General features: G+C 64.3%; 23 protein-coding genes. 14 read left to right on the top strand and 9 right to left on the bottom strand.

All coding sequences use genetic code 11. The features are described from left to right. Positions 1 to 14 precede the first annotated feature (14 nt). Positions 15 to 893, bottom strand: a complete 879-nt coding sequence (locus tag RTQ46_RS05485) for an ABC transporter ATP-binding protein (RefSeq protein WP_409518299.1) — start codon at positions 891 to 893, stop codon at positions 15 to 17. Then, complete coding sequence (locus tag RTQ46_RS05480) at positions 890 to 2,821, bottom strand: AMP-binding protein (protein WP_312435220.1); 1,932 nt, start codon at positions 2,819 to 2,821, stop codon at positions 890 to 892. Before RTQ46_RS05480 ends, RTQ46_RS05485 begins: the two co-directional genes overlap by 4 nt. Before the next feature lie 173 nt (positions 2,822 to 2,994). Here RTQ46_RS05480 and RTQ46_RS05475 point away from each other — a divergent pair, with 173 nt between their 5' ends. The 8 genes from RTQ46_RS05475 to RTQ46_RS05440 all read left to right on the top strand — a co-directional run bounded on the left by RTQ46_RS05475 (position 2,995) and on the right by RTQ46_RS05440 (position 11,333). Continuing rightward, positions 2,995 to 3,693 (top strand): Crp/Fnr family transcriptional regulator, encoded by a 699-nt coding sequence (locus RTQ46_RS05475; protein WP_312435115.1) that lies wholly within the window; start codon positions 2,995 to 2,997, stop codon positions 3,691 to 3,693. Then, entirely contained in the window at positions 3,680 to 5,761 is a 2,082-nt protein-coding gene (locus RTQ46_RS05470) for a DUF4132 domain-containing protein (protein WP_312435114.1), read from the top strand. The genes RTQ46_RS05475 and RTQ46_RS05470 overlap by 14 nt, the downstream gene beginning before the upstream one ends. Then, positions 5,758 to 7,002: a nucleotide disphospho-sugar-binding domain-containing protein gene (locus tag RTQ46_RS05465; protein ID WP_312435113.1), complete on the top strand. Its 1,245-nt coding sequence runs from the start codon at positions 5,758 to 5,760 to the stop codon at positions 7,000 to 7,002. Before RTQ46_RS05470 ends, RTQ46_RS05465 begins: the two co-directional genes overlap by 4 nt. Positions 7,003 to 7,065: 63 nt before the next feature. Beyond that, positions 7,066 to 8,889: an aminopeptidase P family protein gene (locus RTQ46_RS05460; RefSeq protein WP_312435112.1), complete on the top strand. Its 1,824-nt coding sequence runs from the start codon at positions 7,066 to 7,068 to the stop codon at positions 8,887 to 8,889. Next, entirely contained in the window at positions 8,889 to 9,137 is a 249-nt protein-coding gene (locus RTQ46_RS05455; protein WP_312435111.1) for a hypothetical protein, read from the top strand. Before RTQ46_RS05460 ends, RTQ46_RS05455 begins: the two co-directional genes overlap by 1 nt. 6 nt (positions 9,138 to 9,143) lie before the next feature. After that, positions 9,144 to 9,884 carry an MgtC/SapB family protein gene (locus RTQ46_RS05450; protein ID WP_312435110.1) on the top strand — a complete coding sequence of 247 codons (741 nt, stop codon included), beginning with the start codon at positions 9,144 to 9,146 and terminating at the stop codon, positions 9,882 to 9,884. 33 nt (positions 9,885 to 9,917) lie between these two features. Beyond that, positions 9,918 to 10,499 carry a DUF924 family protein gene (locus RTQ46_RS05445; protein WP_312435109.1) on the top strand — a complete coding sequence of 194 codons (582 nt, stop codon included), beginning with the start codon at positions 9,918 to 9,920 and terminating at the stop codon, positions 10,497 to 10,499. A gap of 6 nt (positions 10,500 to 10,505) precedes the next feature. Then, entirely contained in the window at positions 10,506 to 11,333 is an 828-nt protein-coding gene (locus tag RTQ46_RS05440; protein WP_312435108.1) for a Rossmann-like and DUF2520 domain-containing protein, read from the top strand. On the opposite strand, the gene RTQ46_RS05435 is transcribed toward RTQ46_RS05440, so the two are convergent. Beyond that, complete coding sequence (locus RTQ46_RS05435; RefSeq protein WP_312435107.1) at positions 11,334 to 12,797, bottom strand: sensor domain-containing diguanylate cyclase; 1,464 nt, start codon at positions 12,795 to 12,797, stop codon at positions 11,334 to 11,336. A 257-nt stretch (positions 12,798 to 13,054) separates the two neighbouring features. On the opposite strand from RTQ46_RS05435, the gene RTQ46_RS05430 reads away from it, so the two are divergent. Next, positions 13,055 to 13,417, top strand: a complete 363-nt coding sequence (locus RTQ46_RS05430) for a hypothetical protein (protein ID WP_312435106.1) — start codon at positions 13,055 to 13,057, stop codon at positions 13,415 to 13,417. Between the two features lie 212 nt (positions 13,418 to 13,629). Further along, the gene (locus RTQ46_RS05425) at positions 13,630 to 14,211 is read left to right on the top strand and encodes a porin family protein (RefSeq protein WP_312435104.1); all 582 of its coding nucleotides are present in this window, start codon (positions 13,630 to 13,632) and stop codon (positions 14,209 to 14,211) included. Positions 14,212 to 14,294: 83 nt separating this feature from the next. On the opposite strand, the gene ettA is transcribed toward RTQ46_RS05425, so the two are convergent. Next, entirely contained in the window at positions 14,295 to 15,962 is a 1,668-nt protein-coding gene (gene ettA, locus RTQ46_RS05420) for an energy-dependent translational throttle protein EttA (protein ID WP_312435103.1), read from the bottom strand. A gap of 75 nt (positions 15,963 to 16,037) precedes the next feature. Beyond that, complete coding sequence (gene rarD, locus RTQ46_RS05415; protein WP_312435102.1) at positions 16,038 to 16,922, bottom strand: EamA family transporter RarD; 885 nt, start codon at positions 16,920 to 16,922, stop codon at positions 16,038 to 16,040. Positions 16,923 to 17,161: 239 nt separating this feature from the next. On the opposite strand from rarD, the gene RTQ46_RS05410 reads away from it, so the two are divergent. Both RTQ46_RS05410 and RTQ46_RS05405 read left to right on the top strand, forming a co-directional pair. Further along, the gene (locus RTQ46_RS05410; protein WP_312435100.1) at positions 17,162 to 19,045 is read left to right on the top strand and encodes a potassium transporter Kup; all 1,884 of its coding nucleotides are present in this window, start codon (positions 17,162 to 17,164) and stop codon (positions 19,043 to 19,045) included. Positions 19,046 to 19,195: 150 nt separating this feature from the next. After that, the gene (locus RTQ46_RS05405; RefSeq protein ID WP_312435099.1) at positions 19,196 to 19,672 is read left to right on the top strand and encodes an FKBP-type peptidyl-prolyl cis-trans isomerase; all 477 of its coding nucleotides are present in this window, start codon (positions 19,196 to 19,198) and stop codon (positions 19,670 to 19,672) included. A 54-nt stretch (positions 19,673 to 19,726) separates the two neighbouring features. Here the strand turns inward: RTQ46_RS05405 and RTQ46_RS05400 are convergent, their stop codons facing one another. The 3 genes from RTQ46_RS05400 to RTQ46_RS05390 form a co-directional block, all read right to left on the bottom strand. Next, positions 19,727 to 20,395, bottom strand: a complete 669-nt coding sequence (locus tag RTQ46_RS05400) for a diphthine--ammonia ligase (RefSeq protein WP_312435098.1) — start codon at positions 20,393 to 20,395, stop codon at positions 19,727 to 19,729. Continuing rightward, positions 20,392 to 20,868, bottom strand: a complete 477-nt coding sequence (locus tag RTQ46_RS05395) for a GNAT family N-acetyltransferase (protein WP_312435096.1) — start codon at positions 20,866 to 20,868, stop codon at positions 20,392 to 20,394. The genes RTQ46_RS05400 and RTQ46_RS05395 overlap by 4 nt, the downstream gene beginning before the upstream one ends. 227 nt (positions 20,869 to 21,095) lie before the next feature. Continuing rightward, on the bottom strand, positions 21,096 to 21,521 hold the full coding sequence (locus RTQ46_RS05390) for an organic hydroperoxide resistance protein (RefSeq protein ID WP_312435095.1): 426 nt from the start codon (positions 21,519 to 21,521) through the stop codon (positions 21,096 to 21,098). Positions 21,522 to 21,828: 307 nt separating this feature from the next. On the opposite strand from RTQ46_RS05390, the gene RTQ46_RS05385 reads away from it, so the two are divergent. Beyond that, complete coding sequence (locus tag RTQ46_RS05385) at positions 21,829 to 23,085, top strand: histidine kinase (RefSeq protein ID WP_312435094.1); 1,257 nt, start codon at positions 21,829 to 21,831, stop codon at positions 23,083 to 23,085. Next, positions 23,078 to 23,881, top strand: a complete 804-nt coding sequence (locus RTQ46_RS05380) for a LytTR family DNA-binding domain-containing protein (RefSeq protein WP_312435093.1) — start codon at positions 23,078 to 23,080, stop codon at positions 23,879 to 23,881. Before RTQ46_RS05385 ends, RTQ46_RS05380 begins: the two co-directional genes overlap by 8 nt. A gap of 113 nt (positions 23,882 to 23,994) precedes the next feature. On the opposite strand, the gene RTQ46_RS05375 is transcribed toward RTQ46_RS05380, so the two are convergent. Beyond that, positions 23,995 to 25,038 carry a histone deacetylase family protein gene (locus RTQ46_RS05375; protein WP_312435092.1) on the bottom strand — a complete coding sequence of 348 codons (1,044 nt, stop codon included), beginning with the start codon at positions 25,036 to 25,038 and terminating at the stop codon, positions 23,995 to 23,997. Positions 25,039 to 25,053 lie beyond the last annotated feature (15 nt).

Here is a 25,053-nt window from a genome sequence, read left to right as displayed (position 1 = left end):
GTAGCCCTGCCCGGTTACGGGCAGGTCGTTTCGCCGGCAGGCAGCGTGCTGCCTGAATTCCCGGCTACACCGCCTAAATAAGCATTAATGACATCCTGGTTGCCGCGCACCTCGTCCGGCGTGCCGTCGCCGATCTTCTTGCCGTAGTCGAGCACCACCACGCGGTCCGAGATATCCATCACCACGCCCATGTCATGCTCGATCAGCACGATGGTGGTGCCCAGCTGGTCGTTGACGTCGAGGATGAAGCGGCACATGTCCTGTTTTTCTTCCACGTTCATGCCGGCCATCGGTTCGTCGAGCAGCAAAATTTCCGGTTCGGCCACCAGCGCGCGCCCCAGCTCGACGCGCTTTTGCAGGCCGTACGGCAGGCGTCCGACGGGCGTCTTGCGGATCGCCTGGATTTCCAGGAAGTCGATGATTTCCTCGGCCTTCCTGCGGTGCGCGATTTCCTCGCGCCGCGCCGGTCCCCAGTACAGCGCCTGCAGCAGGAAGTTCGATTTCATTTTCAGGTTACGGCCGGTCATGATGTTGTCCAGCACCGTCATGCCCTTGAACAGCGCGATGTTCTGGAAGGTGCGCGCAATGCCGGACTTGGCGGCCTCGTAGCAGTCCATGCCGCGCCGGTGTTCGCCGCGGTAGATGATCTCGCCCTGCTGCGGGCGGTACACGCCGTTGATCACATTGAGCATCGAGCTCTTGCCCGCGCCATTCGGGCCGATGATGGCGCGGATCTCGTGCTGCTTCACGTCGAAGGAAATGTCGGTCAGCGCTTTCACGCCGCCGAACGACAGCGAGATGTTTTTCAGGTCCAGGATCACGGGGCCGGTCTTGCGCGCCGTGCCGAAGTGGACGTCGGGTTCGTTCATTAGCATTGTGCCGTGCTCCATCATGCTGCCAGGCCCAGGGCCGGCCAGGTTTTGCTGGTCCAGATCTGCAGGTCGGCGCTGGTCGAACCAGTGCGGCCGTCCTCGAATTTGACCTGGGTCTCGATGAACTGCGAGGTCTTGCCCTCGTACAGGGCGGCGATCAGCACCGCGTATTTTTCGGCGATGAATTTGCGGCGCACCTTGCGCGTGCGGGTCAGCTCGTCGTCATCGGGGTCCAGCTCCTTGTGCAGCACCAGGAAGCGGTGCACCTGGGTGCGCTCCATCAGCGGATCGGCCGCCAGTTCCGCGTTGACCTGTTCGATGCAGTCGCGGATCAGGCCATAGGTTTCCTCGCGCGCGGCCAGGTCGGTATAGCCGGCATAGGCGATGCCGCGCCGTTCGGACCAGTTGCCGACCGCCTCGATATCGATATTGATAAACGCGCAGACCTGGTCGCGGCCATGGCCGAAGGCCACCACCTCCTTGATGAAAGGAAAGAACTTGAGCTTGTTTTCGATATAGTTGGGCGCGAAGATGGCGCCGCAATTCATCTTGCCGACGTCGGCCGCGCGGTCGATGATTTTCAGGTGGCCTTCGCTGTCGAATACGCCGGCGTCGCCCGTATGGAAGTAGCCGTCGGCGTCGATCACTTCGGCCGTCGCTTCGGGGCGGTGGTAGTAGCCGCTCATGGTCGCTTGCGACTTGACCAGCACTTCGCCATTGGCCGCGAGTTTCACTTCCACGCCGGGCGCCGGCAGGCCGACGCTGTCGAACTTGATATTGCCGTCCGGTTGCAGGCACACGTAGGCGCAGGTTTCGGTCGAGCCGTACAGCTGCTTGAGGTTGACGCCGATGGAGCGGTAGAAGCGGAACAGGTCCGGGCCGATGGCCGCGCCGGCGGTATATGCCACGCGCACGCGCGACAGTCCCAGCACGTTTTTGAGCGGACCGTAGACCAGCACATTGCCCAGCCGGTAGCCGAGGCGGTCCATCAGCGAGACTGGCTTGCCGTCCAAAATCTGCGCGCCGCAGCGCTTGGCCACGTCCATGAAGTGGGCAAACAGGCGGCGCTTGATGCTGCTGGCGTCTTCCATCCGTATCATCACGCTGGTGAGCATGTTTTCAAACACGCGCGGCGGCGCAAAATAGCAGGTGGGGCCGATTTCGCGCATGTCGATCATCACCGTGTCGCCGGACTCGGGGCAGTTGACGGTAAACCCGGCCACCATCGCCTGCGCCAGCGAAAACAGGCAGTCGCCGACCCACGCCATCGGCAGGTAGGACAGTATGTCTTCGCCGTCGGTCAGCTTGTCGAAGGCGACACAGCCTTCGCCGGCGGACAGCAGCGCCGCATGGCTCTGGCATACGCCCTTCGGCTTGCCGGTGGTGCCCGAGGTGTACAGGATCACGGCCGAATCCGTGCCGCGGCCCGCTTCCACGGCCGCTTCGAAAAAGCCCGGATGTTCGCGGTCATACTCGCGGCCCAGCGCCTGCAGGCCGGCAAAGGAAATCAGTTCCGGCTGATGGTAGTGGCGCATGCCGCGCTCGTCGTCATAGGCGATATGGGCCACGTGCGCATACAGGGCTTTGAGTTCAAGCAGCTTGTCGACCTGTTCCTGGTCTTCGACGATGGCATACTGGATATGCGCGTCCTGCAGCACATAGGCCATGTCGGCCGCCGGCGCATCCTGGTACAGCGGCACCGGCACGCCGCCGAGGCTTTGCGCGGCCAGCATGGCCCAGTACAGGCGCGGGCGGTTGTCGCCGATAATGGCCAGGTTCATGCCGCGCTGGAAGCCGATGGCGGCCAGGCCGCAGGCGAGGGCGCGGACCTCGGCATTGACGTCCTGCCAGGTCCAGGTTTGCCAGATGCCCAGGTATTTTTCGCGGAACGCGGGCTTGTCGGCACGGACGGCGCCATGCTGCATCAGGCGCCGCGGGAAAGTCGGCATTGCTGTGTTGTTTTGCACCAGTGTCTCCTGTTGCGTGTCTCAGGCGCCACCTCGTTGGATGGCACTCTGTGTTTTTTATGTGTACGGCGTTTGTGCAATGATAGTAGCTTGCGTTGGTTTGCCGAGTTGTCTTTTCGGGGACATTTACCCACTTTTCGATGGTGCATCGCACAATGATCACGACAGATATCAACCTCAAGGATGCCTTGCGCGCGGCCAACTGGGCACGCCTGCTCGACGCCGACCAATTGGCCCGCGTGGAGGCCGATACCTTTGAAGCATTCGTGCCGAAAGGCGGCTTTGTCTGCCGCAAGGGCGAGCCGGTCGAGCACTGGACAGGCGTCATCAGCGGCATGGTCAAGATGAACAATTTTTCCGCCTCCGGCAAGGCGATGACGTTTATCGGCGTGCCGCCCGGCAGCTGGTTCGGCGAAGGGTCCTTGCTGAAAAACGAGATCCGCAAATACGACACCATGGCCCTGCGCGACACGCGCGTGGCGCGCCTGCCGGCTGCCACCTTTCACTGGCTGCTCGACACCAGTTTGCCGTTCACGCGCTTCCTGCTGATGCAGTTGAACGAGCGCCTGGGCCAGTTTATCGGCATGGTGGAAAACGACCGCCTGCAGGACCTCAACACGCGCGTGGCGCGCTGCCTGGCATCGATGTTCAATTCCCATTTGTACCCGGGCGTCGACACGCTGGTGCAGCTGTCGCAGGAAGAGATCGGCCTCTTGTCCGGCTCTTCGCGCCAGCGCGCCAACCAGGCCCTGCAGGTGCTGGAAAAAAAGGGTTTGCTGCGGCTCGACTACGGCGGCATCCGCATACTGGATCTGGACGGCCTGCGCCGCTACGAGGCCGATGATGCGCTCTGAGTCGGCGCGCGCCGATGCCCTGCGCGAGCGTCTCGATGGCGGCGCGGTCGACCACGCGCGTTTTACGGGGCCGCCGGTAGCCCTCGCAGACTGGACACCGGAAGAACTGGGCGCGATCTGGGGCGCGCTGCACCGCGCGGCGCGCTTCGGCCATGACGATATCGCGCGGCGTGCGCTCGCTTCCGGCCTGCTGGAGCAGGTGACCCAGGCCGGGCTGGCGCCAATACTGGCCAGCGCCGACTTCCTCGATGCGCTCGACGCGGCCGGCGACTACAACGGCGAATGGGAGTATGTGGTCGCTTGCCTGGCCTGTCTGCAGGGCGAGGCGCCGGCAGGCACGGCGGCGCAGGCGCGGCGCATCCTGGGCGAGCCGTCCGGCTGGGCCGAGCGGCCCTACCAGGCGTATCTGCTGGCGCGCCTGGCGGGCGGCGATGCGCCCGCCCTGTTCATGCAGCAGATGGAAGAGCGCCACGCGCGCTATCCGATGCCGCTGACGATGCAGGAACTGGAACTGCTGGCGCAACTGAAACCCGATTCGCTGCTGGCGCTGGCCGGTTCGCGCCACAGCAGCTTCTGGAATCGCGACAGCATCGGCGAGCCGGATCCGGCCGAGGTGCTGGCCGGCGACGCCGCCTATATCGCATTTGCGCGCGCCATGCTGGAACAGGCGGCGCGCCATATCGCCGCCATCCACGACGGCAGCGTGCCGTATGCGGCCGATGCCGCCTTTGCCACGGCAGACTCGCCGGTGCTGGCGCGCGCCGCGCGGCTGGCCGCCTATCGCGACGAGGACTGGTTCAGGCCCGTCATCGCCGCCTTGCTGCCGCTCGCGTGCGTGGCGCCCGGCACGGCCAGGAGCGCGCCGTCGCAATCGCTGGCAATGGCGCTGGGCCACGCAGTGGAAACGATCCCGACGCCGGAAAGCCTGCAGGCGCTGCGCACGGCGCTGGCGCAGGTGCGCCATGCGGGCATCCGCAAGAAGCTCGAACGCAATTTGAAGCCGGCCGAACGGGCGCTGGCCGAGCGCGCCGATATCGCCTGGCGCCTGGGCCTGCCGGGGCAGCCGGGCAAGCGCCGCCAGGCCATGCTGGCGCGCGCGCTGGAAGCGGGACTGGCGTCCGAGGTACGCTGGAAAACGGCCACCTGGCGCGCCTTGCAGATGGACGCCGATGGCGAGATCGTGGCGCGCGCGCTGGTCTGGCGTATGGGCGACGGCACGGCCTTTATGCTGGACGGCGAGGGCGCGGTCGATGCGCACGGCGGCAAGGTGGCGTTGCCCGACGATGCAGAGATCGGGCTATGGCATCCGCTGCACGGCGGCGAGCAGGAACGCGCCGCCTGGCAGACGCAGGTTGCGGCACGCCGCCTGCGCCAGCCCGTGCGCCAGGCATATCGCGAAATCTATCTGCCGCCAGACGATGGCAGTATCCCGTTTGCCGGCCATGCGCTGTCGGTGCGCACCTTGCTGGGACTGGCGCGCCGGGAAGGCTGGCGGCTCGATACCGATGAAGGCTTGTCGCGCCAGTTCGGCGCCTGGCGCGTGTCGCTGCGGCTCGAAGGCCGCGTGTATCCGGGTGCGGAAGGTGCCTGCACCTCGGACGGGCTGGCAGTGGACCAGCGCGTGGGCAGCCAGTGGCAGCAAACTGACGCGAGTCAGATGGCGCCGGTAGCCTACTCGGAGGCCTGCCGCGCGATCGACCTCCTGGTCAGCGCCAGCGCGTTTGCGCTGGTCGAAAACGAGTCCAGCGCGCAGCGCGACCGGCGCCTGTTTTACCTGAGCAATCTGGAAACGGGGCCGATGATCGGCATGCGGCGCGCCGTGCTGGAGCAGGTGTTTGCGCAGCAGATCGCCGAGGGCCGCATGGCCAGCGAGCCGCGTCATTTGATGGTGGGCCACCATGCGATCCATCTGGCGACTGCCAGGGTCACGCTGGACGGCGCCGAAGTGACGGTGGACGTGGCAGCCAAAGGCAGCAAGCTGGCCGCCGTGCCGTGGCTGCCGCACGACGAGGCGCTGCTCGAAACCATCGCCGCCATCGCCGGCCAGCTGCTGAACAGCCGGCCATGATGCGCATCCTGATCCTGGCTGTCGGCAGCGCGGGCGATGTCTATCCATTTATCGTGATCGGCCAGGCGCTGCGTGCGCGGGGATACCACGTGACGCTGATGGCCACCGCAAATTTCCAGGCGCGCGTACAGGCGGCCGGCCTGCATTTCGTCTCGGGGCTGAGCCAGGAAGAGCTGGACGCGAGCGTGCTGGACCCGGGCCTGTGGCATCCGGTCAAGGGCTTTGCCACCATCTGGAAGCATATGGCGCGCCATCTGCCTGCCGCCTATGCGCAGCAGCTGGCGCTGGTGCAGCAAGCGCCGACGCTGATCGTCGCCAGCACGCTGGGCCTGACGGGGCGGCTGCTGCAGGAAGCGCATGGCGTGCCTTTGGTGACCGTGCACCTGGCGCCATCGTGTTTTTTAACGGCGCATGATACCTCGGTGCGGCGCGGGCTCGACTGGCCCCGCTCGCTGCCGCGCTGGCTGGTACGCGTGATATTGAACCTGGTCGAACGGCTGATGCTGGACCCCGTGGTGCGCCCGGCCATCAACCGCCTGCGCGCGACATTGGGGCTGGTGCCCGTGCGGCGCGTGATGAGCCGCTGGCTGCATTCGCCGCAACGCGTGATCTGCGCCTTTCCCGCCTGGTTTGCCGCGCCGCAGCCGGACTGGCCGGCCAATACCGTGTGCACGGGTTTTCCGCGCATGCGGGCCTCCGATGGCGAGCTGGATCCTGAACTGCAGCGCTTTATCGACAAAGGCGGGGCGCCTGTCGTCGTCACGCCCGGTTCGGCGATGGCGCATGGCGGCGGCTTTATCGGCCGCGCGCTGGACGCCGCCCAGGCGCTGGGACTGCGCGTGGTGGTGGTCACGCCGTACCGCGATCAGTTGCCCGCCGTGTTGCCGCCCTCGGTGCACCATGTGGCCTATGCGCCGTTCGATCTGCTGAGCCGCCAGGCGGCCGCCTTTGTCCATCACGGCGGCATCGGCACCAGCGCCACCGTGCTGGCCGCCGGCAAGCCGCAACTGGTCGTGCCGTTCGCATTCGACCAGCCCGACAACGCCGCCCGCTTGCGGCGCCTGGGCGTGGCCGCCACCGTGCTGCCGAATGCGCCATTGCGGGCATGGGTGAAAGCCTTGTCGTCGCTGTTGAACGACCCGCAAGTGGCTGTGGCCTGCCGCACCGTGGCCGCCACCATGGCGTCGGAAACGCCGGCGGCCGAACAGATTGCCGATCTGATCGCGCTGCAGCTGGCGTGAGTGCAGCAACGCCGGCAATCGGAGTATCATGATCCTTTCCCAGCACCGCACCTTTTTACCACCATGCAGACACCCGTCCAGAGTAATCCCGCCTCCCGTCTGACCCTGCTGCGCGCCGCCATGCGCGCCGCGCAAATCGACGCATATATCGTGCCGTCGGCCGATCCGCATCTTTCCGAATACCTGCCGGCGCACTGGCAGGGCCGCGCATGGCTGTCCGGCTTTACAGGTTCGGTCGGCACGCTGGTGGTCACGCAGGACGATGCCGGCGTGTGGACCGATGGCCGCTACTGGGAACAGGCGGAAAGCGAACTGGCCGGCAGCGGCATCGCCCTGAAAAAAATCCCGTCCGGCGCCAGCGTGCTGTTTATCGACTGGCTGGGACAGACCATGCAGGCTGGCCAGACGGTGGCGGTCGATGGCGCCGTGCTGGGCCTGGCCAATGCGCGGCTGCTGCAGCAGGCGCTGGCACAGGGCGTGACGCTGCGCACCGATACCGATCTGCTCCACGACGTGTGGATGGAGCGCCCGGCGCTGCCCGCCGCCGCCATTTTCGAGCATGGCGCGCCATATCCGGCCCTGCCGCGCAGCGACAAGCTGGCGGCGCTGCGCGCAGCCATGGCGGTGCACGGCGCCAGCCACCATGTGATCTCCACGCTGGACGACATCGCGTACCTGTTCAACCTGCGCGGCGCCGACGTCAACTACAACCCCGTGTTCCTGGCGCATGCGCTGGTGGGGCCGCAGCGCACGACCCTGTTTGTCGCCGATGGCAAGCTGCCATCCGACCTGCGCGCAACGCTGGAACAGCAGGGCGTGGATGTGGCAGGCTACGGCACGGCGGCTGCCGCGCTGGCCGCCTTGCCCGATACCGCCACCTTGCTGCTCGATCCGCGCCGCATCACGTACGGCACGCGCCAGGCAGTGCCCGCTGGCGTGCGCGTGATCGAGGCGATCAACCCGACCACGCTGGCCAAGTCGCGCAAGACCGATAGCGAAGCGGCCCATGTGCGCGCGGCGATGGAGCAGGATGGTGCGGCGCTGTGCGAGTTTTTCAGCTGGCTCGATGCCACCCTGGCCGATCCGCAGCGCGCGCCGCTGACGGAAATCGGCGTCGATGAACGCCTGACGGCCGCGCGTGCGCGCCGCACCGGTTTTGTCAGCCCCAGCTTTGGCACCATCGCCGGCTTCAATGCCCATGGCGCCATCATGCATTATCACGCCCATGCGGAAACGGCGGCCACCATCGAGGGCAACGGCCTGCTGCTGATCGACTCGGGCGGCCAGTACCTGGGCGGCACCACCGATATCACGCGGGTGGTGCCGGTGGGCGCCATCACGGCGCAGCACAAGCGCGATTTCACGCTGGTGCTCCGCAGCATGATCGCGCTGTCGCGCGCGCAGTTCCCGCGCGGCCTGAAGTCGCCGATGCTCGACGCGATTGCACGCGCGCCGCTGTGGGCCGAAGGCATCGACTTCGGCCACGGCACCGGCCACGGCGTGGGCTTTTTCCTGAACGTGCACGAAGGACCGCAGTCGATTTCGCAGTCCGCCATGCCGGAGCCGCAGACGGCGATGGAGCCGGGCATGATCACCTCGGTGGAGCCGGGCATCTACCGTCCCGGCCAGTGGGGCATCCGCATCGAGAACCTGGTATTGAACGTCCCGGCGGAACCGGCGCAGTTCGGAGAATTCCTGAAATTTGAAACCTTGACCCTGTGCCCGATCGACACGCGCTGCATCGAGCGCAGCCTGCTGCGCGACGACGAAGCGGCCTGGCTGAACGACTATCACGCCACCGTGCGCGCGCGCCTGGCGCCGCACCTGGCCGCGCCGGCCGATGCGCCTGCGCTGGCGTGGCTGGAACAACGAACGGGAGCCATCTGATGCGATCGACACGCGCCACCTCCGCCATCGAGCGGCTCAAGGAACGCACCGGCAACCGCCTGTACACGATGGCGCGTACCGGCGACGAATTGTTTTTCCTGACCGAGGGGCCTGGCCTGCCGCCGCTGTGCGAGCCGCTGGAACTCGATGCCTTTGTCGCCTTTGTCAATGCGCTGGGGCCGCAAAAGGCGCGCCGCGTCAGCAAGCTCGATGTGGCGTTTGAAAAGCAGCTGACCAAAAAGCCGTAAGCGGCGATGCCCACCATCGACTTCCTGCGCGCCTACTGGTCGCCGGCCGAGCTGGCGACCAATGGCGTGATCCTGCTCAATCTGCTCGGCGCGCTGCTGCTGGGCTTATTGGTGGGCTACGAGCGCTCGTATCACGGCCGCGCGGCCGGCATGCGCACCTACAGCCTGGTGTGCATGGCCTCGGCCGCGCTGACCGTGCTGGGGGGCTATCCCGAGTTCTGGTACGGCGGCCATGGCAGCATTGTCGGCAGCGACCCCACGCGCGTGATCCAGGGCATCGTCACCGGCGTGGGCTTCCTGGGCGCCGGGGTGATCATGCGCGAAGGCTTCAATATCAGCGGCCTGACGACGGCCGCCTCGATCTGGGCCTCGTCCGTGATCGGCATCATGGTCGGCATCGGCTTTTACCTGTCGGCCATGGGCCTGGCCTTCCTGTGCGCGATGGCGATGATTTTTCTGTCAAAATTGGAGAACTGGCTGCCGTCGCGCCATGCGGTGGCGATCACCATGCGCTTCAGGCGCGACTTCGTGCCGCGCGAAGATGCGCTGCGCCGCATGGCCGCCAAGCGCGGCTATGACATCGCCGGCGGCTCGCTGGCCATCGGCAGCACGGACGGCATGCAGGAATGGCGCTTTGTCGCCATCGCGCATGGCAAGAACACGGGCGCCAGCCTGTCCGCCATGTCGGCCGAACTGGCCGCTTTCGAGGGCATCGCCAGCTTCCAGCTGTCGCATGCCCGCAATTGACAACGCGTTCATCACGCGCTTACAAGGACGATCATGGATGTATCGCTGCAGGCAGTACTCGATTTCTGGTTTCTTCCCCCCGACAATCCGGCCCACGGCCAGGCACGCGCCGAATGGTTCCGCAAGGACGACGCATTTGACGCGCAGATCCGCGAGCGCTTCGGCGCCCTGATCGACAGCGCCATCGCCGGCGGCCTGCGCGAGTGGGAAGACACGCCGCGTGGCGCGCTGGCGCGCATCCTGGTGCTCGACCAGTTCACGCGCAATGTCCATCGCGGCACGCCGCGCGCGTTTGCCGGCGACGCCCAGGCCCTGGTGCTGGCGCAAGCGCTGACCGAAGACGGCCGCGACCAGCAGCTCGACCCGATGCTGCGCTCGTTCGTCTACATGCCGTTCGAGCATGCGGAAGACCTGGCCATGCAGGCGCGTGCGGTGGAACTGTTCCAGCTGCTGTCGCAGGCGCACGCGGGCTTTGAAAGCATGCTCGATTATGCGCAGCGCCACCAGGAAGTGATTGCCCGCTTCGGCCGCTTCCCGCACCGCAACGCCATCCTGGGCCGCGCCTCGACAGCGGAAGAGGAAACCTTTCTGCAGCAGCCCGGCTCCAGCTTTTAAACCACCATGAATGTCAGTCTGAATATCATCGGCGCCGGCCATGTGGGCCGGGTGCTGGGGCGCCTGCTGGCGGGCGTGGACGGCATTGCCGTGCAGGATGTGCTGACGCGCTCGCTGGCCTCGGCGCAGGCAGCCGTCGACTGCATCGGTGCCGGCACGCCGGTCGCCAGTTATGCGGCGCTGCGGCGCGCCGACGTCACCATGCTGGCCGTCTCGGACGACCAGATCGGCCTCGCCTGCGCGGCGCTGGTGGCCGAAGGCCGGCAGGCGGGCGCCATCGTGTTTCACTGCAGCGGCGCGCTGGCGTCGAACCTGCTGTTGCCGGCCAGCCAGGCCGGCGCTTCGGTCGCCAGTGTGCACCCGATCCGCAGCTTTGCCGATCCCGCCCAGGTGGCCGCCAGCTTCGACGGCACCTATTGCGGCATCGAGGGCGATGCGCTGGCGCTGGCCTTCCTGACGCCGGCCCTGATCGCCATCGGCGCGCGCCCGGTGCCGATCGACCCCGCCGCCAAGACCGTCTATCACGCAGCGGCCGTGTTTGCCAGCAATTACCTGGTGACGGTGCTCGACGCCTCGCTGCGCGCCTACCAGGCGGCCGGCATACCGGAAGCGGTGGCGCGCGAGCTGGCCGCACCGTTGATCACGGAAACGGTGGCCAATGTGCTGCGCCTGGGTGCGGCGCCGGCGCTGACGGGGCCCATCGCCCGTGGCGACATGGCGACGGTGGCGCGCCAGCAGCAGGCGGTGGCGCAATGGGATGCCGCCACCGGCGAGCTGTACGCGGCGCTGGTGGCGGCCACTGTCGACCTGGCCCGGCGCAAGCGCGGGCAATAATCAAGCCGTCTCCACGCGGTTGCGGCCCCTGTTCTTGGCTTGATACAACGCGCTGTCCGCGCGTGAAAAAAACGCCGATTCGCTCTCGTCCTGGCGGTATTCGGTCACGCCCAGGCTGATCGTCACGGGCAGCTGCGGCGCCGGCAGGCCGAAGTCGTGGCTGGCAATTGCGGCGCGCAGCTCTTCCGCCACCTGTGCCGCCTGTGCCAGGCTGCAGTTGTTGAGCAGTACCAGATACTCTTCGCCGCCCCAGCGCGTGATGGCGTCGCTCGCGCGCACGATGGCGCGCGCCACGTCGGCCACGCCGGCAATCACCTTGTCGCCGCACAGGTGGCCGTGCGTGTCGTTGACGCGCTTGAAGAAATCGATATCGAACAGGATGGCCGACATCGGCTGCGCCGTGCGCTTCGACAGCAGCATGGCGCGCTGGAACAGCAGTTCCAGCGACTTGCGGTTGAGCAGACCGGTCAGCGCATCGGTCGAGGCGATGCGTTCGATGCGCTGCTGGTAGCGGTTGACCGTCAGCAAGGTCAGCAGCAGCACCAGCAGGGTCACGCCAAAGCTGATCGCCAGGTTCAGGATGAACACGCCCTGCACCGATTTGACATCGTCACTGACATTCTGCTCGACCACCAGGTACCAGCCCAGCTCGGGAATATGGCGCGAATTGACCAGGATATGCGCGTGGCCCAGGTGGTAGGACAGGTGGGTCGGCTCGGTCTGCTGGTTGAGGATCTGGCCGGCGATGTCGCGCACGCCGGGCAGGTTGCGCACATTGCCCCGGCTTTTATTACCGTCGCGCATGGTCTGGCCGGCCAGCACCACGGCGCCCCTGGCGTCGACAAAATAGATATTGCGGTGAAAGCGCGCCTGGTAGCGGTCGATGATATGGCTCATGGTGGCCAATGTCAGGCCGATGCCGGTAGCGCCGATAAAGCGCCCGTCGTAATCATAGACGCGATGGTTGATGAAAATCGTCATGCTGTCGCGGTTGGCCATGTCGATATCGACATTGGTTTCGTAATCCGCATTCTTCATGTCGCGCACGCGGTAGTACCAGATATCGCGCTCGGCCTTGGGACTGACCGATTTCAGCGTGCCTTCGGCGTAATAGTATTTGCTGGTCTTGTCGGAAATCAGGAAGCTGGTGATGGCGCCGTATTTCTTTTTCACTTCGGCCAGGTAGCGCACGATTTGCCTGCTGTCGCTTTCGCCGGCGAGGATCCAGTCGCGCACAAAGGTGTCGTGCGCCATCAGCGACGAGATGAAGACGGGGCGCAGCATGTCTTTCTGGATCTCGGAATAGATATTGTCGCCGGTCAGCGGCAAAGTCTGGTCGGCGATGCCGTGTTCGATGGCGTTGCGCGAGGCCAGGTAACCGGCCAGGCTGGTGGCGACAAAGCCGGCCGCCAGGATCAGCGTCAGCAGGAGAAGCAGGCGATACTTGTTCGACAAAAGACGCATGGGTTTTCTGGTAGGTCAGGCTGGCGGCGCGCAAGGCAAAAGTATGCAGCAGCGTTTGTCTTGATGCAATGTTAATAGCTTTTCCTTATTGCAAGAACAGACAACAAGCGACCAGATAACCACGCTTTGCCAAATAAAAGCGCGGCTTTGTCGACAAAGCGATCAATTGGAAATAATATTTGTCGATGGGAAATGCGCATCACCCCAGTCAGGGCGCCGGCTTCAGGCGCGCGACAGCAAGCGCAGGGAGTGTTGCAATGCTATTTTTAAAGAGTACCTCAAGCACCAAGGCGCCCGGCGTGTATGAAGTCGATATCGCCGCCAAACCCCCGGGCAAGACTTATGGCGTGTATCTGGCCACCGATCCCGACCATCCCCCGCATGCCTTGCTGGACCAGCTGAAAACACTTGGCTTCGACAATGTCCACAGTTCTTCTTACCAGCACAAGGATGGCCGCAAGGTACTGGACCTGCATTTCCAGAAGGACGGCACCGATCTCTTCAAGGGCTGGAAAAGCGAAGAATGCACGCACAACCTGGCCGCCATCACGGCCCTGTTCGAGCAGCACGGCATGGCAATCACGCCGCGCGTGATGACCATGGCAGAAGCCTATTCATGACACATCACTTTTCTTATTTCTCTTAAGTTTCGCTTAAGTCGGGCTAACTTTAGTCATCTCTACTCTAATTTCGCTTTGCTTGCCTGGCTTACATCTCGTCACACTTCTTACGGAATGGAGACGGACGTGGGTTTTTCACGGTGCTATCGTGGAGCCATCGCATTTCGCTGGAACTGCGAACCCAGGCAACTCAACTAATTTAGAGAGAGAACATGATGAAAAAGATCCTGTTTGCAATGATCGCTTCCGTTACCGCCCTGTCCGCCATGAGCGCTGCCCATGCTGAAGGTCCTTACGTCGGTGTCGGCGTGACCGCCAACCGTTACGACTTCGATGTCGCTGGTGCCACCAGCGCCGACAACCACAGCGGCGCCAAGGCTGGCGGCAAGGTCTTCGCCGGTTACGACATCAATCAGACCTGGGCAGTGGAGGGCGGCTACGCCGACTTCGGCAGCAAGGATTACAGCTACGTCAACAGCGCTGGCGCTGGCGGCAAGGTAAAAAGCGATTCGCACGGCTATTATCTGGCCGGCAAGGCGACCATGCCCGTCAATGAAAAAGTCGGCGTGTTCGGCAAGCTCGGCGTGGCCCGCGTCGACAACAGCCTGAGCGGCTCCGGCCTGGCGACCGGTATCCGTGGCGAGAACAAGACCGGCGTGTACGCCTCGCTGGGTGCCCAGTACGCGGTCAACGAGAAAGTCTCGCTGACGGCGGAAGTGGAACACTTCGGCAAGAGCGCCGACCAGGGCCACAAGGCTACCGGCCTGGCAGTCGGCGCACGCTACAACTTCTAATTTTGTCTAGAAGTTGCTGAAAAAAAGGCAGTCACCGCGAGGTGACTGCTTTTTTGCATTGCCGCTTTGGTAACGGGTAAAAGTTACACGGTCAGCGGCTTGTAGCGAATGCGTTTTGGCTTGGCGCCTTCTTCGCCCAGGCGTTTTTTCTTGTCGGCTTCATATTCCTGATAGTTGCCGTCGAAGAATTTCACCTGCGAATCGCCTTCGAATGCCAGGATATGCGTGGCGATACGGTCGAGGAACCAGCGATCGTGGGAAATGACCATCACGCTGCCGGCAAATTCCAGCAGCGCGTCTTCCAGCGCGCGCAGGGTTTCCACGTCCAGATCGTTCGACGGTTCATCGAGCAGCAGCACGTTGCCGCCCATCAGCAGTGTCTTGGCCAGGTGCAGGCGGCCGCGTTCGCCGCCCGACAGGTTGCCCACTTGCTTCTGCTGGTCCGAACCCTTGAAGTTGAAGCGGCCCAGGTAGGCGCGCGACGGCATCTCGAAGCGGCCCACGGTCAGCATGTCGGCGCCGCCGGACACGTCTTCAAATACCGATTTGTTGTCGGCCAGCGAATCGCGGTTCTGGTCGACGATCGACACGCGTGCCGTCTTGCCGATCACCACTTCGCCGCTGTCCGGCTGTTCCTTGCCGGTGATCATCTTGAACAGGGTCGATTTACCGGCGCCGTTCGGGCCGATGATGCCGACGATGGCGCCGGCAGGGATCGTGAAGCTCAGGTCGTCGATCAGCAGGCGGTCGCCGAACGCTTTCGACACGTTCTTGAATTCGATCACTTCATTGCCCAGGCGCTCGGCCACGGGAATGAAGATTTCCTGGGTTTCGTTGCGCTTCTGGTATTCGTGCTCGGACAGCTCGTTGAAGCGGGCCAGGCGGGCTTTCGACTTGGCCTGGCGCGCTTTCGGGTTCTGGCGCGACCATTCCAGCTCTTTCTGCAGCGCTTTCTGGCGCGCCGACTCGGTGGCTTCTTCCTGTTTCAGGCGGGCCTGCTTCTGGTCCAGCCAGGTGGAGTAATTGCCCTTCCAGGGAATGCCGTGGCCACGGTCCAGTTCCAGGATCCATTCGGCCGCGTTGTCGAGGAAGTAGCGATCGTGGGTAATCGCCACCACGGTGCCCGGGAAGCGCAGCAGGAATTGTTCCAGCCAGTCGACCGATTCCGCATCCAGGTGATTGGTCGGTTCGTCGAGCAGCAGCATGTCCGGTTTCGACAGCAGCAGCTTGCACAGCGCCACGCGGCGCTTTTCACCGCCGGACAGCACGCCGATTTTCGCGTCCCACGGCGGCAGGCGCAGCGCGTCGGCGGCCATTTCCAGTTGCAGGTTCAGGTTGCCACCGTCGGACGTCGAAATGATCGCTTCCAGGCGCGCCTGCTCATTGGCCAGCGCGTCGAAATCGGCGTCTTCCTCGGCATAGGCGGCGTACACGGCTTCGAGCTTGGCTTGTGCTTCGAACACTTCGCCCAGGCCCGATTCGACTTCCTGGCGCACGGTTTTTTCCGGATCGAGCTGCGGTTCCTGCGGCAGGTAGCCGATGTTCAGGCCCGGCATCGGCACCGCTTCGCCCTGGATATCGGTGTCGATGCCTGCCATGATTTTCAGCAGCGTCGATTTACCGGAGCCGTTCAGGCCCAGCACGCCAATCTTGGCGCCTGGAAAGAACGACAGGGAAATATCTTTCAGGATCTGGCGCTTGGGCGGGACGATCTTGCCCACGCGATTCATGGTGTAGACGTAATTAGCCATTAGAAATCTCGGGTGTTATACAAAGACGGACAGGATACGGTAAACGCCCGCTTCCGGCCAGCGCTGTCACGTACATCAGGCCGCCAGGCGGGCGCGGCGCGACATCCACAGTCCCTCGCAGGCATACAGCGCCAGCGCGGCCCAGATCACCATGAAGCCCAGCATGCGTTCCTGCGTAAACGACTCATGGAAGACCCACACGCCGATCAGCAGCTGGCCGGTGGGCGCGATATATTGCAGCAGGCCCAGCACGGCCAGCGGCAGGCGGCGCGCACCGGCCGCGAACATCAGCAGCGGAATCGCCGTGATCGGGCCGGAGGCCAGCAGCAGCGCGCGCGTGGCGTTCGAGTCCGTATTGACGAAGCCGCTCTGGCCATGCCAGGTCAGCCACAGCATATAGGCCAGCGCCAGCGGAAACAGGATCATGGTCTCGAACGACAGGCCTTCCAGCGCGCCCAGCGCCGCCGTCTTGCGCAGCAGGCCGTAGCCGCCAAAGGTGGCGGCCAGCAGCAGCGCGATCCATGGCACTTGCCCTGCCTGCCAGGTCAGCCAGGCCACGCCGCAGGCGGCCAGGCCGATGGCCAGCCACTGCGCGCGGCGCAAGCGCTCGTGCAGCAGCAGAAAGCCCAGCATCACATTGATCAGCGGGGTAATGAAATAGCCGAGGCTGGCGTCGACCACATGGCCGTTGTTGACGGCCCAGATATAGATGAACCAGTTGGCGGACAACAAGAACGCACTGGCGACAAAGCTGGCCACCACCTTTGGCTGGCTGCCCAGGGTGCGCAGCCAGCCCCACTGGCGGCGCGCCGTCAATACGATGCCGAGGAACAGCAGCGACCAGACCATGCGGTGCGCCAGGATTTCCTGCGGTGCGACTTCTTCCAGGGCATGGAAGTACAGTGGAAACAGGCCCCAGCACAAAAAGGCGAGCGAGGCGTACAACATGCCTGGATTCATGACGGCGTTCTCGGAGAGAGTAGACAGTCTGTCATTATCGCTGAAAACCACGGCGCCTGCCGGACGGCACCGGGGCAGCGTAGAATGGCAACAAATCGAGGGCAAGGGCGCTGCGTGCAGAGCTGCCCCGGCCAAAAACAAACGACCTTGGGGTAGCCCGGAACCATGCATAAATACTCTTGCAATTTGCTGATACCTATCATATTGTGCGTTGCAATAAAACAAATACGGGTGCAATCTTGACGTCGGAACATAAAAAAAGCGGCCTGGCCGGCATGACGCTGGCGGCCGTGGGCATCGTTTACGGCGATATCGGCACCAGTCCGCTGTACACCCTGAAAACGGTGTTCGACCCGGCCCACGGCCTGGCGCTCACGCACAACAACCTGCTGGGCATCGTCTCGCTGATCTTCTGGGGCCTGACCCTGATCGTGTCGCTCAAGTATGTGACCCTGGTGCTGCGCGCCGACAACCGCGGCGAGGGCGGCATCATGGCGCTGATGGCGCTGGTGCTGTCGTCGGTCAGCAAGCTGTCGCGCTGGCATTTTCCGCTGATGGTGATCGGCGTGTTCGGCGCCACCCTGTTCTATGGCGACAGCGTGATCACGCCCGCCATCTCCGTGCTGTCGGCGATCGAAGGGCTGGAGGTGGCGACACCCGCCATGAGCGCCTATGTGGTGCCGCTGACGATCGTGGTGCTGGTCGCGCTGTATTCGGTGCAGTCGCACGGCACGGCCGGCATCGGCCGCTATTTTGCGCCCATCATGGTGCTGTGGTTTGCCGCGCTGGCCATCATGGGCGTGCTCAACATCATCAAGTCGCCGCATATCCTGGCGGCGCTCAATCCGATGCATGCGGCCAGCTTCCTGATGGAGAACGGCTTTGTCGCGTTCGTGGCGCTGGGCGCCGTGGTGCTGGCGCTGACGGGCGCCGAGGCGCTGTATGCCGACATGGGCCACTTCGGCAAGAAGCCGATCCGCCTGGCCTGGTTCCTGATCGCCTTTCCCGCGCTGGCGCTGAACTACCTGGGCCAGGGCGGCCTGCTGCTGGCGCACCCGGACGCCGTATCGAACCCGTTTTACCAGCAGCTGGGCTCGTGGAGCGTGTATCCGCTGGTGATCCTGTCGACCATGGCCACCGTGATCGCCTCGCAGGCGACCATTTCCGGCACCTTCTCGATGACCAAGCAGGCCATTGCGCTGGGCTTTTTGCCGCGCATGCGCGTGCGCCATACGTCGGAGAGCGAAATCGGCCAGATCTACATCCCGGCCGTCAACTGGCTGCAGCTGTGCGTGGTGCTGCTGGCCGTGGTCGGTTTCGGCTCGTCGGAAAACCTGGCCGCCGCCTACGGCATTGCCGTCACCGCCACCATGCTGTGCACCACCATATTGACGTTCTTCGTGATCCGCTACCGCTGGAAGATGAACCTGGCCCTGTGCTGGGCCGCCACCGGCTTTTTCCTGGTGATCGACGTCAGCCTGGTGTCGGCCAGCGCGCTCAAACTGTTCCATGGCGGCTGGTTCCCGCTGCTGCTCGGTTCCATCCTGTTCATCGTCATGCTGACCTGGAAGCGCGGGCGCCAGCTGGTGTTCGACAACCTGGAAAAACATGCGATTCCGCTCGATGATTTCCTCGCTTCGCTGTTTATCGCGCCGCCGCTGCGCGTGCCGGGCACGGCGATCTTCCTGCGCGGCGAGAGCGACGGCGTGCCCCATGCGCTGCTGCATAATCTGCTGCACAACAAGGTGCTGCATGAACGCGTGATCTTCCTGACCGTCTTCATGCACGAGGAGCCATGGGTGGCGCGGGCCGAGCGCGTGCGCGTGCTGGACCTGGGCCACCAGTGCTACCAGGTCAACGTGCATTACGGCTTCAAGGATGAGCCGGATATTCCGGAAGCGCTGGCGCTGGCCCAGGGCTCGGGCGAGGATTTCACCTTCGAGATGATGGAAACGTCGTTCTTCATCGCCCGCCAGACCATCATCTCGACGCCGGGCGCCGGCATGATGCCGTGGCGCGAACACCTGTTCGTCACCATGTCGCGCAATGCGCGCACGGCGGCCGACTACTACCAGATCCCGAGCAACCGGGTGATCGAACTGGGAACCCAGGTGGAAATCTGACGGAGCAGGGGCGCAGCGTTGTAGCGTGACCGCAAATGCGCCCTTGCTTACGTCTGCTTACAAATTGGCCGCTCCACTCCTGTTAAACTGCAGCCCGCACGGTCCGCACCGCACGGGCCCCAGTCACACTCCAATATTTAAAGGGAAACCATGAAATCGGTATTTCAGTTGATCGCCTCCGTCGCTTGTGCCTTTGCCCTGACCGCCTGTGGCAGCGCTGCGAATGAAACCAAGGAAGTCGTCATCGATCCGGCCACCCAGGTCAAGGAACTGGTCGCCACGGATCTGACCGTCGGCACCGGCACCACGATTGCCGCCGGCGACAGCTTTACCGTGCGCTATACCGGCTGGCTGTACAACTCGGCCGCCACCGATGGCAAGGGCAAGCAATTCGAAACCTCGCCGGCCGACGCCGCCCTGTCGTTCAAGCTGGGCATCGGCCAGGTCATTCCCGGCTGGGACCAGGGCATTGTCGGCATGAAGGCGGGCGGCACGCGCCGCCTGACCATCCCGGCCAGCCTGGCCTATGGTCCTGCCGTCAAATACGACAGCAAGGGCGCGGTGCTGATTCCCGCCTATTCCGGCCTGGTATTTGAAGTGACGCTGGTGACGGTCACCAAGCCATAAGCGTCTTGCGTTCAAGATGAAACGGGCGGCTCCATGGAGCCGCCCGTTTTGCATTCAGGGCGCCAGCTCCTGGAAATAATAGGTGGCGCCGCCGAGTTCCTGCGGCGCGTCATAGCGCAGCACCTGGGTGCGGCGCAGCGCCACCGGCGCGCTGAAGGCCGGGCCGTCGTAGACAAAGGTGTGGAATTCGCCATTCTCGCCGCAGGCGTCGACGCCGGGCGGCAGGTCGGCCAGGAAGGCGGCGTCGAATTCGCGTCCGCAAAAGTCGGCACGCAGATGGTTGCCGTTGATGCAGACGACGATGGCCTTGAAGCCGGCCGCCAGGAACTCGTCGACCAGCGCGCGCCGGTCTTCGCCCCACAGCGGCAGGTGCGCCGTCAGGCCGGCGGCGGCGCACACTTTTTCTTCCCAGTCGCGGTGCGGCTGCAGGTCGATATCGCCGAACAGCGCGTGGGCTATGCCATCGGCCCTGGCCGCACGCAGCATGGCAATGAACTGTTCCTCGTAGCTGGCCCAGCTGGCGCAGTAACGCTGCAGGCGCGCGCCCAGGCTGGCCGCCTGCGCTTCGAGCAGGGACGGCGGCACGCCGTGCGAGCGCGACTTGCGGCCGTCTTCATCCATCGCCGTGATCAGCAGCGGCACCGCCATGCCGGCCGTGCGGGCCCGCCACAGGGCCAGGCAGGAGTCCTTGCCGCCGCTCCAGGAGATCAGCGCCGTTGTCATGCAGCCACTTCCGCGGCGCGCAGCATGTCGATATGCTGTATGCCGTCTTCATCGTAGGGGGCGCTGACGGTGACGAATCCGAAGGACTGATAGAAGCGCTCCAGGTACTGCTGCGCGCCGATGCGGATCGCGTGGCCCGGATGCAGGCGCACGGCGCGCGCGATGCCTTCAAGCAGCAGCAGCTTGCCGGCGCCCGTGGTGCGCGCTTCAGGGGCCGTCAGCACGCGGCCCAGCGACATCTCCACATACTTGGCGCCCGGCGCCAGCACGCGCAGGTAAGCGGCCAGCTGCGGCTGGCCATCGCCATCACCTTGGTGCCAGCCCAGCAGATGCATGGCCGCCTGGTCATGGCCGTCCAGGTCCGGGTACAGGCATTGCTGTTCCAGCACGAACACGCGCTGGCGCAGCGCCAGCACCGCATACAGGCCGTGGGGGCCGAGTTCGTCGAAGGTTTGCCATTGCCAGGTGATCATCGCTGTTCCAGATTGTCAGGGAAAAGCGCCATTTTAAAGCGGCAGACGAAAAAAAACCGCGCTGCCTTTCGGGCAGCGTGGCTTTTGATGTAAACCTCTGGCTTACCGCGCCTGACAGAAGCGTAGCGAGCGGCAGTGATTTGTGGCCGAGAAGCGCAACCGTGCTGGAGCACGGTGAGCATCGCCGGCCGCAAAGCGCGACGCGCAGTAGCTTATGTCAGGTGCCATCACACGATAGTCAAGGTGACGTCGATATTGCCGCGGGTCGCGTTCGAGTATGGGCACACGATATGGGCGGCGGCGACCAGTGCTTCGGCGGCGGCGCGGTCCATGCCTGGCAGCGAGATGGTCAGTTCCACTTCGATGCCGAAGCCGGTTTCGATGGCGCCGATGCCGACATTGCCCTGGATCGACAGATCCGCTGGCAGCGCGATCTTGTCACGGCCGGCGACAAATTTCATCGCGCCGATAAAGCAGGCCGAGTAGCCGGCAGCGAACAGCTGTTCCGGATTGGTGCCGACGGCGCCATTGCCGCCCAGTTCTTTTGGCGTGGTCAGTTTCACGTCGAGCACGTTATCGGACGACACGGCACGGCCTTCGCGGCCTCCGGTGGCGGTGGCTTGGGCGCGGTACAGGACTTGTTGGATCGACATGATAGTTTTCCTTTGAGTTAAATAGTTAACGACTAAATAGTGTGCTACTTATTTCTGCTTGCTTTGCGGACTCTGCATTCCTCGCTTGCCCGGTATGGCCGTCTGAAGTATCGGTAATGCGGCGTCCATGCACACAATATATATCGTGCACTATTTAATTGCAAGCGATTTTTAAAAAAAGATCATCCAGACTCAAGCTTTATTTTTTTGCCTTTGTCGCCGCTGCATGCCTTCCGTCGCATAATGGCCACCGCTGCGGACGCCGATTGCTATTCTCGGCTCACTTCAACGCCTCCAGGACACCATCATGACCAGCTTCTTCTTTATTATCCGCCTTGCGCTGGCCAGCATGGCCGCCTATGCCCTGCTTGCCGGCATGGTGCTCAATGGCCTGCTGCCGCACGGCGCCCACTTTGAAGGCTTTGTGGTGGGCACGGCCAGCCTGCTGGGCGCGTTTGCCGCCCTCAATGCGTTTTCGCATGTGCGCCGCGTGCGCCTGATCGCCGGCAAGGTCAGTGGCGCGACCGTGTCGAGCCGCCAGCGGCGCCAGATCGAAGTGCCGTTCGAGGCCGGCGAAGCGTTCGACCTGATCGACGCGGCCATCCGCGAACTGCCCGGCAGCGAGATACAGGAAAGTGCGCGCGACAGCCTGCAGGTACAGGCGCGCGTGCGCCGTCCCGCCCCATATACCCAGGCCGGTACGCCGCGCTGGCATTTGCTCAATTTTTTCGAGCCGCGGCCGAACCAGATCCTGGCCACCGTCACGCCGAACGGCGAAGCGGGCAGCGTGACGCTGATCTGCGAACCGGCGCGCACGGCGTGGACCGACTGGTTCCTGGTCGACCATGGCACCAACCTGGAAAATGCGGAAGCGGTGACGCGGGCGATTACCCGCCGGGTGGCGCAGCGGCGCCGCGGCGAGCAGGCCGAAGTGCGCCAGACGGTGACGGAAAAGGAACTGACGGTGGCCAAACTGAGCCTGCTGCATGCCCAGGTCGAACCGCATTTTCTCTACAACACGCTGACCAGCGCCCAGCTCTTGACGCGCTCCGATCCGGCCCGTGCCGACGAGATGCTGGGCAACCTGATCGAATACCTGCGCCATTCGCTGCCGCGCACCGAAAACGCCATGTCGAGCATCGGCGTCGAACTGGAGCGGGCGAAGGCCTATCTCGATATCCTGAAAATCCGCATGGGCAGCCGCCTCAATCTGCAGATCGAAGTGCCGCAGTACCTGAAGCAGGTGGAGTTGCCGCCGATGATGCTGCAAACCCTGGTGGAAAACGCCATCAAGCACGGGCTGGAGCCGAAAAGCGGCGGCGGCACCATCTGGATCCTGGCGCGCGCCGGCGAGGGCACGGTGGCCATCACGGTGGCCGACGATGGCCAGGGCTTCAGCGACCATGGCGGCGGCACCGGCATCGGCCTGCGCAATGTGCGCGAGCGGCTGCGCCTGACCTACGGCGACGCGGCGCTGTTCAGCATCGTGTCGAATTTTCCCGGCGGCGTGGCCGCCACCATCACGGTGCCGGACAGCACGGCCAGGGGAGCGGCATATGCCTAGCGCATTGACCAAACCCCTGACGTGTGTCGTGGCCGAAGACGAAACCCTGCTGCGCGAAGCGCTGTTGACGCTGTTGTCGGAAGTGTGGCCGGAGCTGCGCGTGGTGTCCGCCTGCGACGATGGCGGCACGGCCCTGGAAGCGATCGCCACCTTCCAGCCCGACGTGGCGTTTCTCGATATCCGCATGCCGGGCTTGAGTGGCCTGGAAGTGGCGGCCGGCGCGTTCGAGGCCAGTCCGGCCACTCAGGTGGTGTTCATCACCGCCTACGACCAGTATGCGATCGCCGCGTTCGACAAGGGCGCCGTCGACTATCTGTTGAAACCGGTGGCGCGGCCCAGACTGCAGGCCTGCCGCGAGCGCATCGAGGCGCGCGCGGCCAAGAGCGCAGTGTCCGGCGCTGCGCCCGATGCGGCATTGGCGACACTGCTGCAGCAACTGACCGGCGCGCTGCCGGCCGTGGCCAAGGCGCCGCCGCTGGTGTGGCTGACCGCCAGCAGCGGCAAGGACACCCGCCTGATCATGGTCGACGATATCGCGTATTTTCAGTCCGATACCAAGTACACGGCGGTGATGACGGCCGATGGCGAGGCGCTGCTGAGGAAACCGATACGCGAGCTGCTCGACACGCTCGACCCGGCCATTTTCAAGCAGATCCACCGCTCGACCATCGTCAACATGAAGGCGGTGGCGTCGGTCACGCGCGACGAGATGGGGCGCGGCACATTGCGGCTGAAAACGCGGCCGGAAACGCTGGTGGTAAGCCAGCCGTTCATGAGCTTGTTCAGGAATATGTAATAAGCTAACCATGGTGTCGGATTACGGCCTGCGGCCTAATCCGACCTACCGTGCGGCGTAGGTCGGGTAGGTCGGGTTAGCGCGCAGTGCGTAACCCGACACAGCACCGTCATCTACTCCGCCGTCTCGAACCCTTCGAGCACATTGACCACATTGATCCCCAGTTCCTTGACCGCATAGCCGCCTTCGAGGATAAATGCGGTCGGCAGGTTCAGGTAGGCGAGACGTTCGCCCAGGCGCAGGTAGTCGCCGCTTTGCAGGGCAAAATGCGACAGCGGGTCGCCGACATAGGTGTCCACGCCCAGCGAGACCACCAGCGCGTCGGGCGCGTACATATTGATGCGCAGGCAGGCCGTTTCCAGGGCAGTGAACCACTGCGTGGTGGGGCAGCCGGCCGGCAGCGGCAGGTTGACGTTGTAGCCGGTGCCGGCGCCGGTGCCCGTCTCGTCGGCGTGGCCCAGATAAAACGGAAATTCGTGGCGCGGGTCGGCGTGCATCGAGACGAACAGCACGTCGTTGCGCGCATAGAAAATGCTCTGCGTGCCGTTGCCGTGGTGGTAGTCGAGGTCGAGGATGGCGACCTTGCGCGCACCGTCGTCGAGCAGGTGCTGCGCCGCCAGCGCGGCGTTATTGAGGAAGCAGTAGCCGCCGAAAAAATCGGCGCCCGCATGGTGGCCCGGCGGGCGCGTCAGGGCAAAGGTGGCCCGTTCGCCGAGGCGCAGCGCATGGGCAGCATTGACGGCGCAGTCGGCGCCCGTCTTGGCGGCGGTCCAGGTGCCGCTGGTGAGCGGCGTGCCATTGTCCATCGAGTACAGGCCCAGCTTGGCCGTGAAGTTGTCGGGCTCGATATCGCTGCGCAGGGTGCGCACCGGCCAGACGGACGGCACGGCGTCGCGGTTGGCGTTGTCCGGATCGAGCGCCAGCCAGTCGTGCCAGGCGTGGCGCAGAAAATGCAGGTAGCGCGGCGTGTGGATGCGTTCCAGCGAAGTCAATGGCACGCCGTGCGGCGTGACGATGCGGCCCAGGTTGCGCCGCCCCAGTTCGGCCACCACCATGTCGGCCCGTTCCGGCGTCTCGAAGCAGGGCACGAGTTCGCCGCGAAACATCTCGAAGCGGCCCCGATGCTGGCTGTGCAATTCATTGTAGAAGGTCAGCATCGGGCGCTTTGCAGA

The organism is Janthinobacterium sp. (genome assembly GCF_031995485.1).
GTDB lineage: Bacteria > Pseudomonadota > Gammaproteobacteria > Burkholderiales > Burkholderiaceae_D > Janthinobacterium.
Note: the sequence above shows the minus strand (reverse complement) of the source record. Positions and strands in the feature narration are given on the sequence as shown.

Coding starts and splice junctions, on each gene's coding strand:
- RTQ46_RS05455 (WP_312435111.1), top strand. CDS start 8,889: ATGCGATCGACACGCGCCACCTCCGCCATCGAGCGGCTCAAGGAACGC.
- RTQ46_RS05425 (WP_312435104.1), top strand. CDS start 13,630: ATGATGAAAAAGATCCTGTTTGCAATGATCGCTTCCGTTACCGCCCTG.
- RTQ46_RS05395 (WP_312435096.1), bottom strand. CDS start 20,868: ATGATCACCTGGCAATGGCAAACCTTCGACGAACTCGGCCCCCACGGC.
- RTQ46_RS05405 (WP_312435099.1), top strand. CDS start 19,196: ATGAAATCGGTATTTCAGTTGATCGCCTCCGTCGCTTGTGCCTTTGCC.
- RTQ46_RS05450 (WP_312435110.1), top strand. CDS start 9,144: ATGCCCACCATCGACTTCCTGCGCGCCTACTGGTCGCCGGCCGAGCTG.
- RTQ46_RS05380 (WP_312435093.1), top strand. CDS start 23,078: ATGCCTAGCGCATTGACCAAACCCCTGACGTGTGTCGTGGCCGAAGAC.
- RTQ46_RS05470 (WP_312435114.1), top strand. CDS start 3,680: ATGATGCGCTCTGAGTCGGCGCGCGCCGATGCCCTGCGCGAGCGTCTC.
- RTQ46_RS05385 (WP_312435094.1), top strand. CDS start 21,829: ATGACCAGCTTCTTCTTTATTATCCGCCTTGCGCTGGCCAGCATGGCC.
- RTQ46_RS05465 (WP_312435113.1), top strand. CDS start 5,758: ATGATGCGCATCCTGATCCTGGCTGTCGGCAGCGCGGGCGATGTCTAT.
- RTQ46_RS05485 (WP_409518299.1), bottom strand. CDS start 893: ATGATGGAGCACGGCACAATGCTAATGAACGAACCCGACGTCCACTTC.
- RTQ46_RS05435 (WP_312435107.1), bottom strand. CDS start 12,797: ATGCGTCTTTTGTCGAACAAGTATCGCCTGCTTCTCCTGCTGACGCTG.
- RTQ46_RS05430 (WP_312435106.1), top strand. CDS start 13,055: ATGCTATTTTTAAAGAGTACCTCAAGCACCAAGGCGCCCGGCGTGTAT.
- RTQ46_RS05445 (WP_312435109.1), top strand. CDS start 9,918: ATGGATGTATCGCTGCAGGCAGTACTCGATTTCTGGTTTCTTCCCCCC.
- RTQ46_RS05460 (WP_312435112.1), top strand. CDS start 7,066: ATGCAGACACCCGTCCAGAGTAATCCCGCCTCCCGTCTGACCCTGCTG.
- RTQ46_RS05475 (WP_312435115.1), top strand. CDS start 2,995: ATGATCACGACAGATATCAACCTCAAGGATGCCTTGCGCGCGGCCAAC.
- rarD (WP_312435102.1), bottom strand. CDS start 16,922: ATGAATCCAGGCATGTTGTACGCCTCGCTCGCCTTTTTGTGCTGGGGC.
- RTQ46_RS05440 (WP_312435108.1), top strand. CDS start 10,506: ATGAATGTCAGTCTGAATATCATCGGCGCCGGCCATGTGGGCCGGGTG.
- RTQ46_RS05390 (WP_312435095.1), bottom strand. CDS start 21,521: ATGTCGATCCAACAAGTCCTGTACCGCGCCCAAGCCACCGCCACCGGA.
- RTQ46_RS05375 (WP_312435092.1), bottom strand. CDS start 25,038: ATGCTGACCTTCTACAATGAATTGCACAGCCAGCATCGGGGCCGCTTC.
- RTQ46_RS05480 (WP_312435220.1), bottom strand. CDS start 2,821: ATGCCGACTTTCCCGCGGCGCCTGATGCAGCATGGCGCCGTCCGTGCC.
- ettA (WP_312435103.1), bottom strand. CDS start 15,962: ATGGCTAATTACGTCTACACCATGAATCGCGTGGGCAAGATCGTCCCG.
- RTQ46_RS05400 (WP_312435098.1), bottom strand. CDS start 20,395: ATGACAACGGCGCTGATCTCCTGGAGCGGCGGCAAGGACTCCTGCCTG.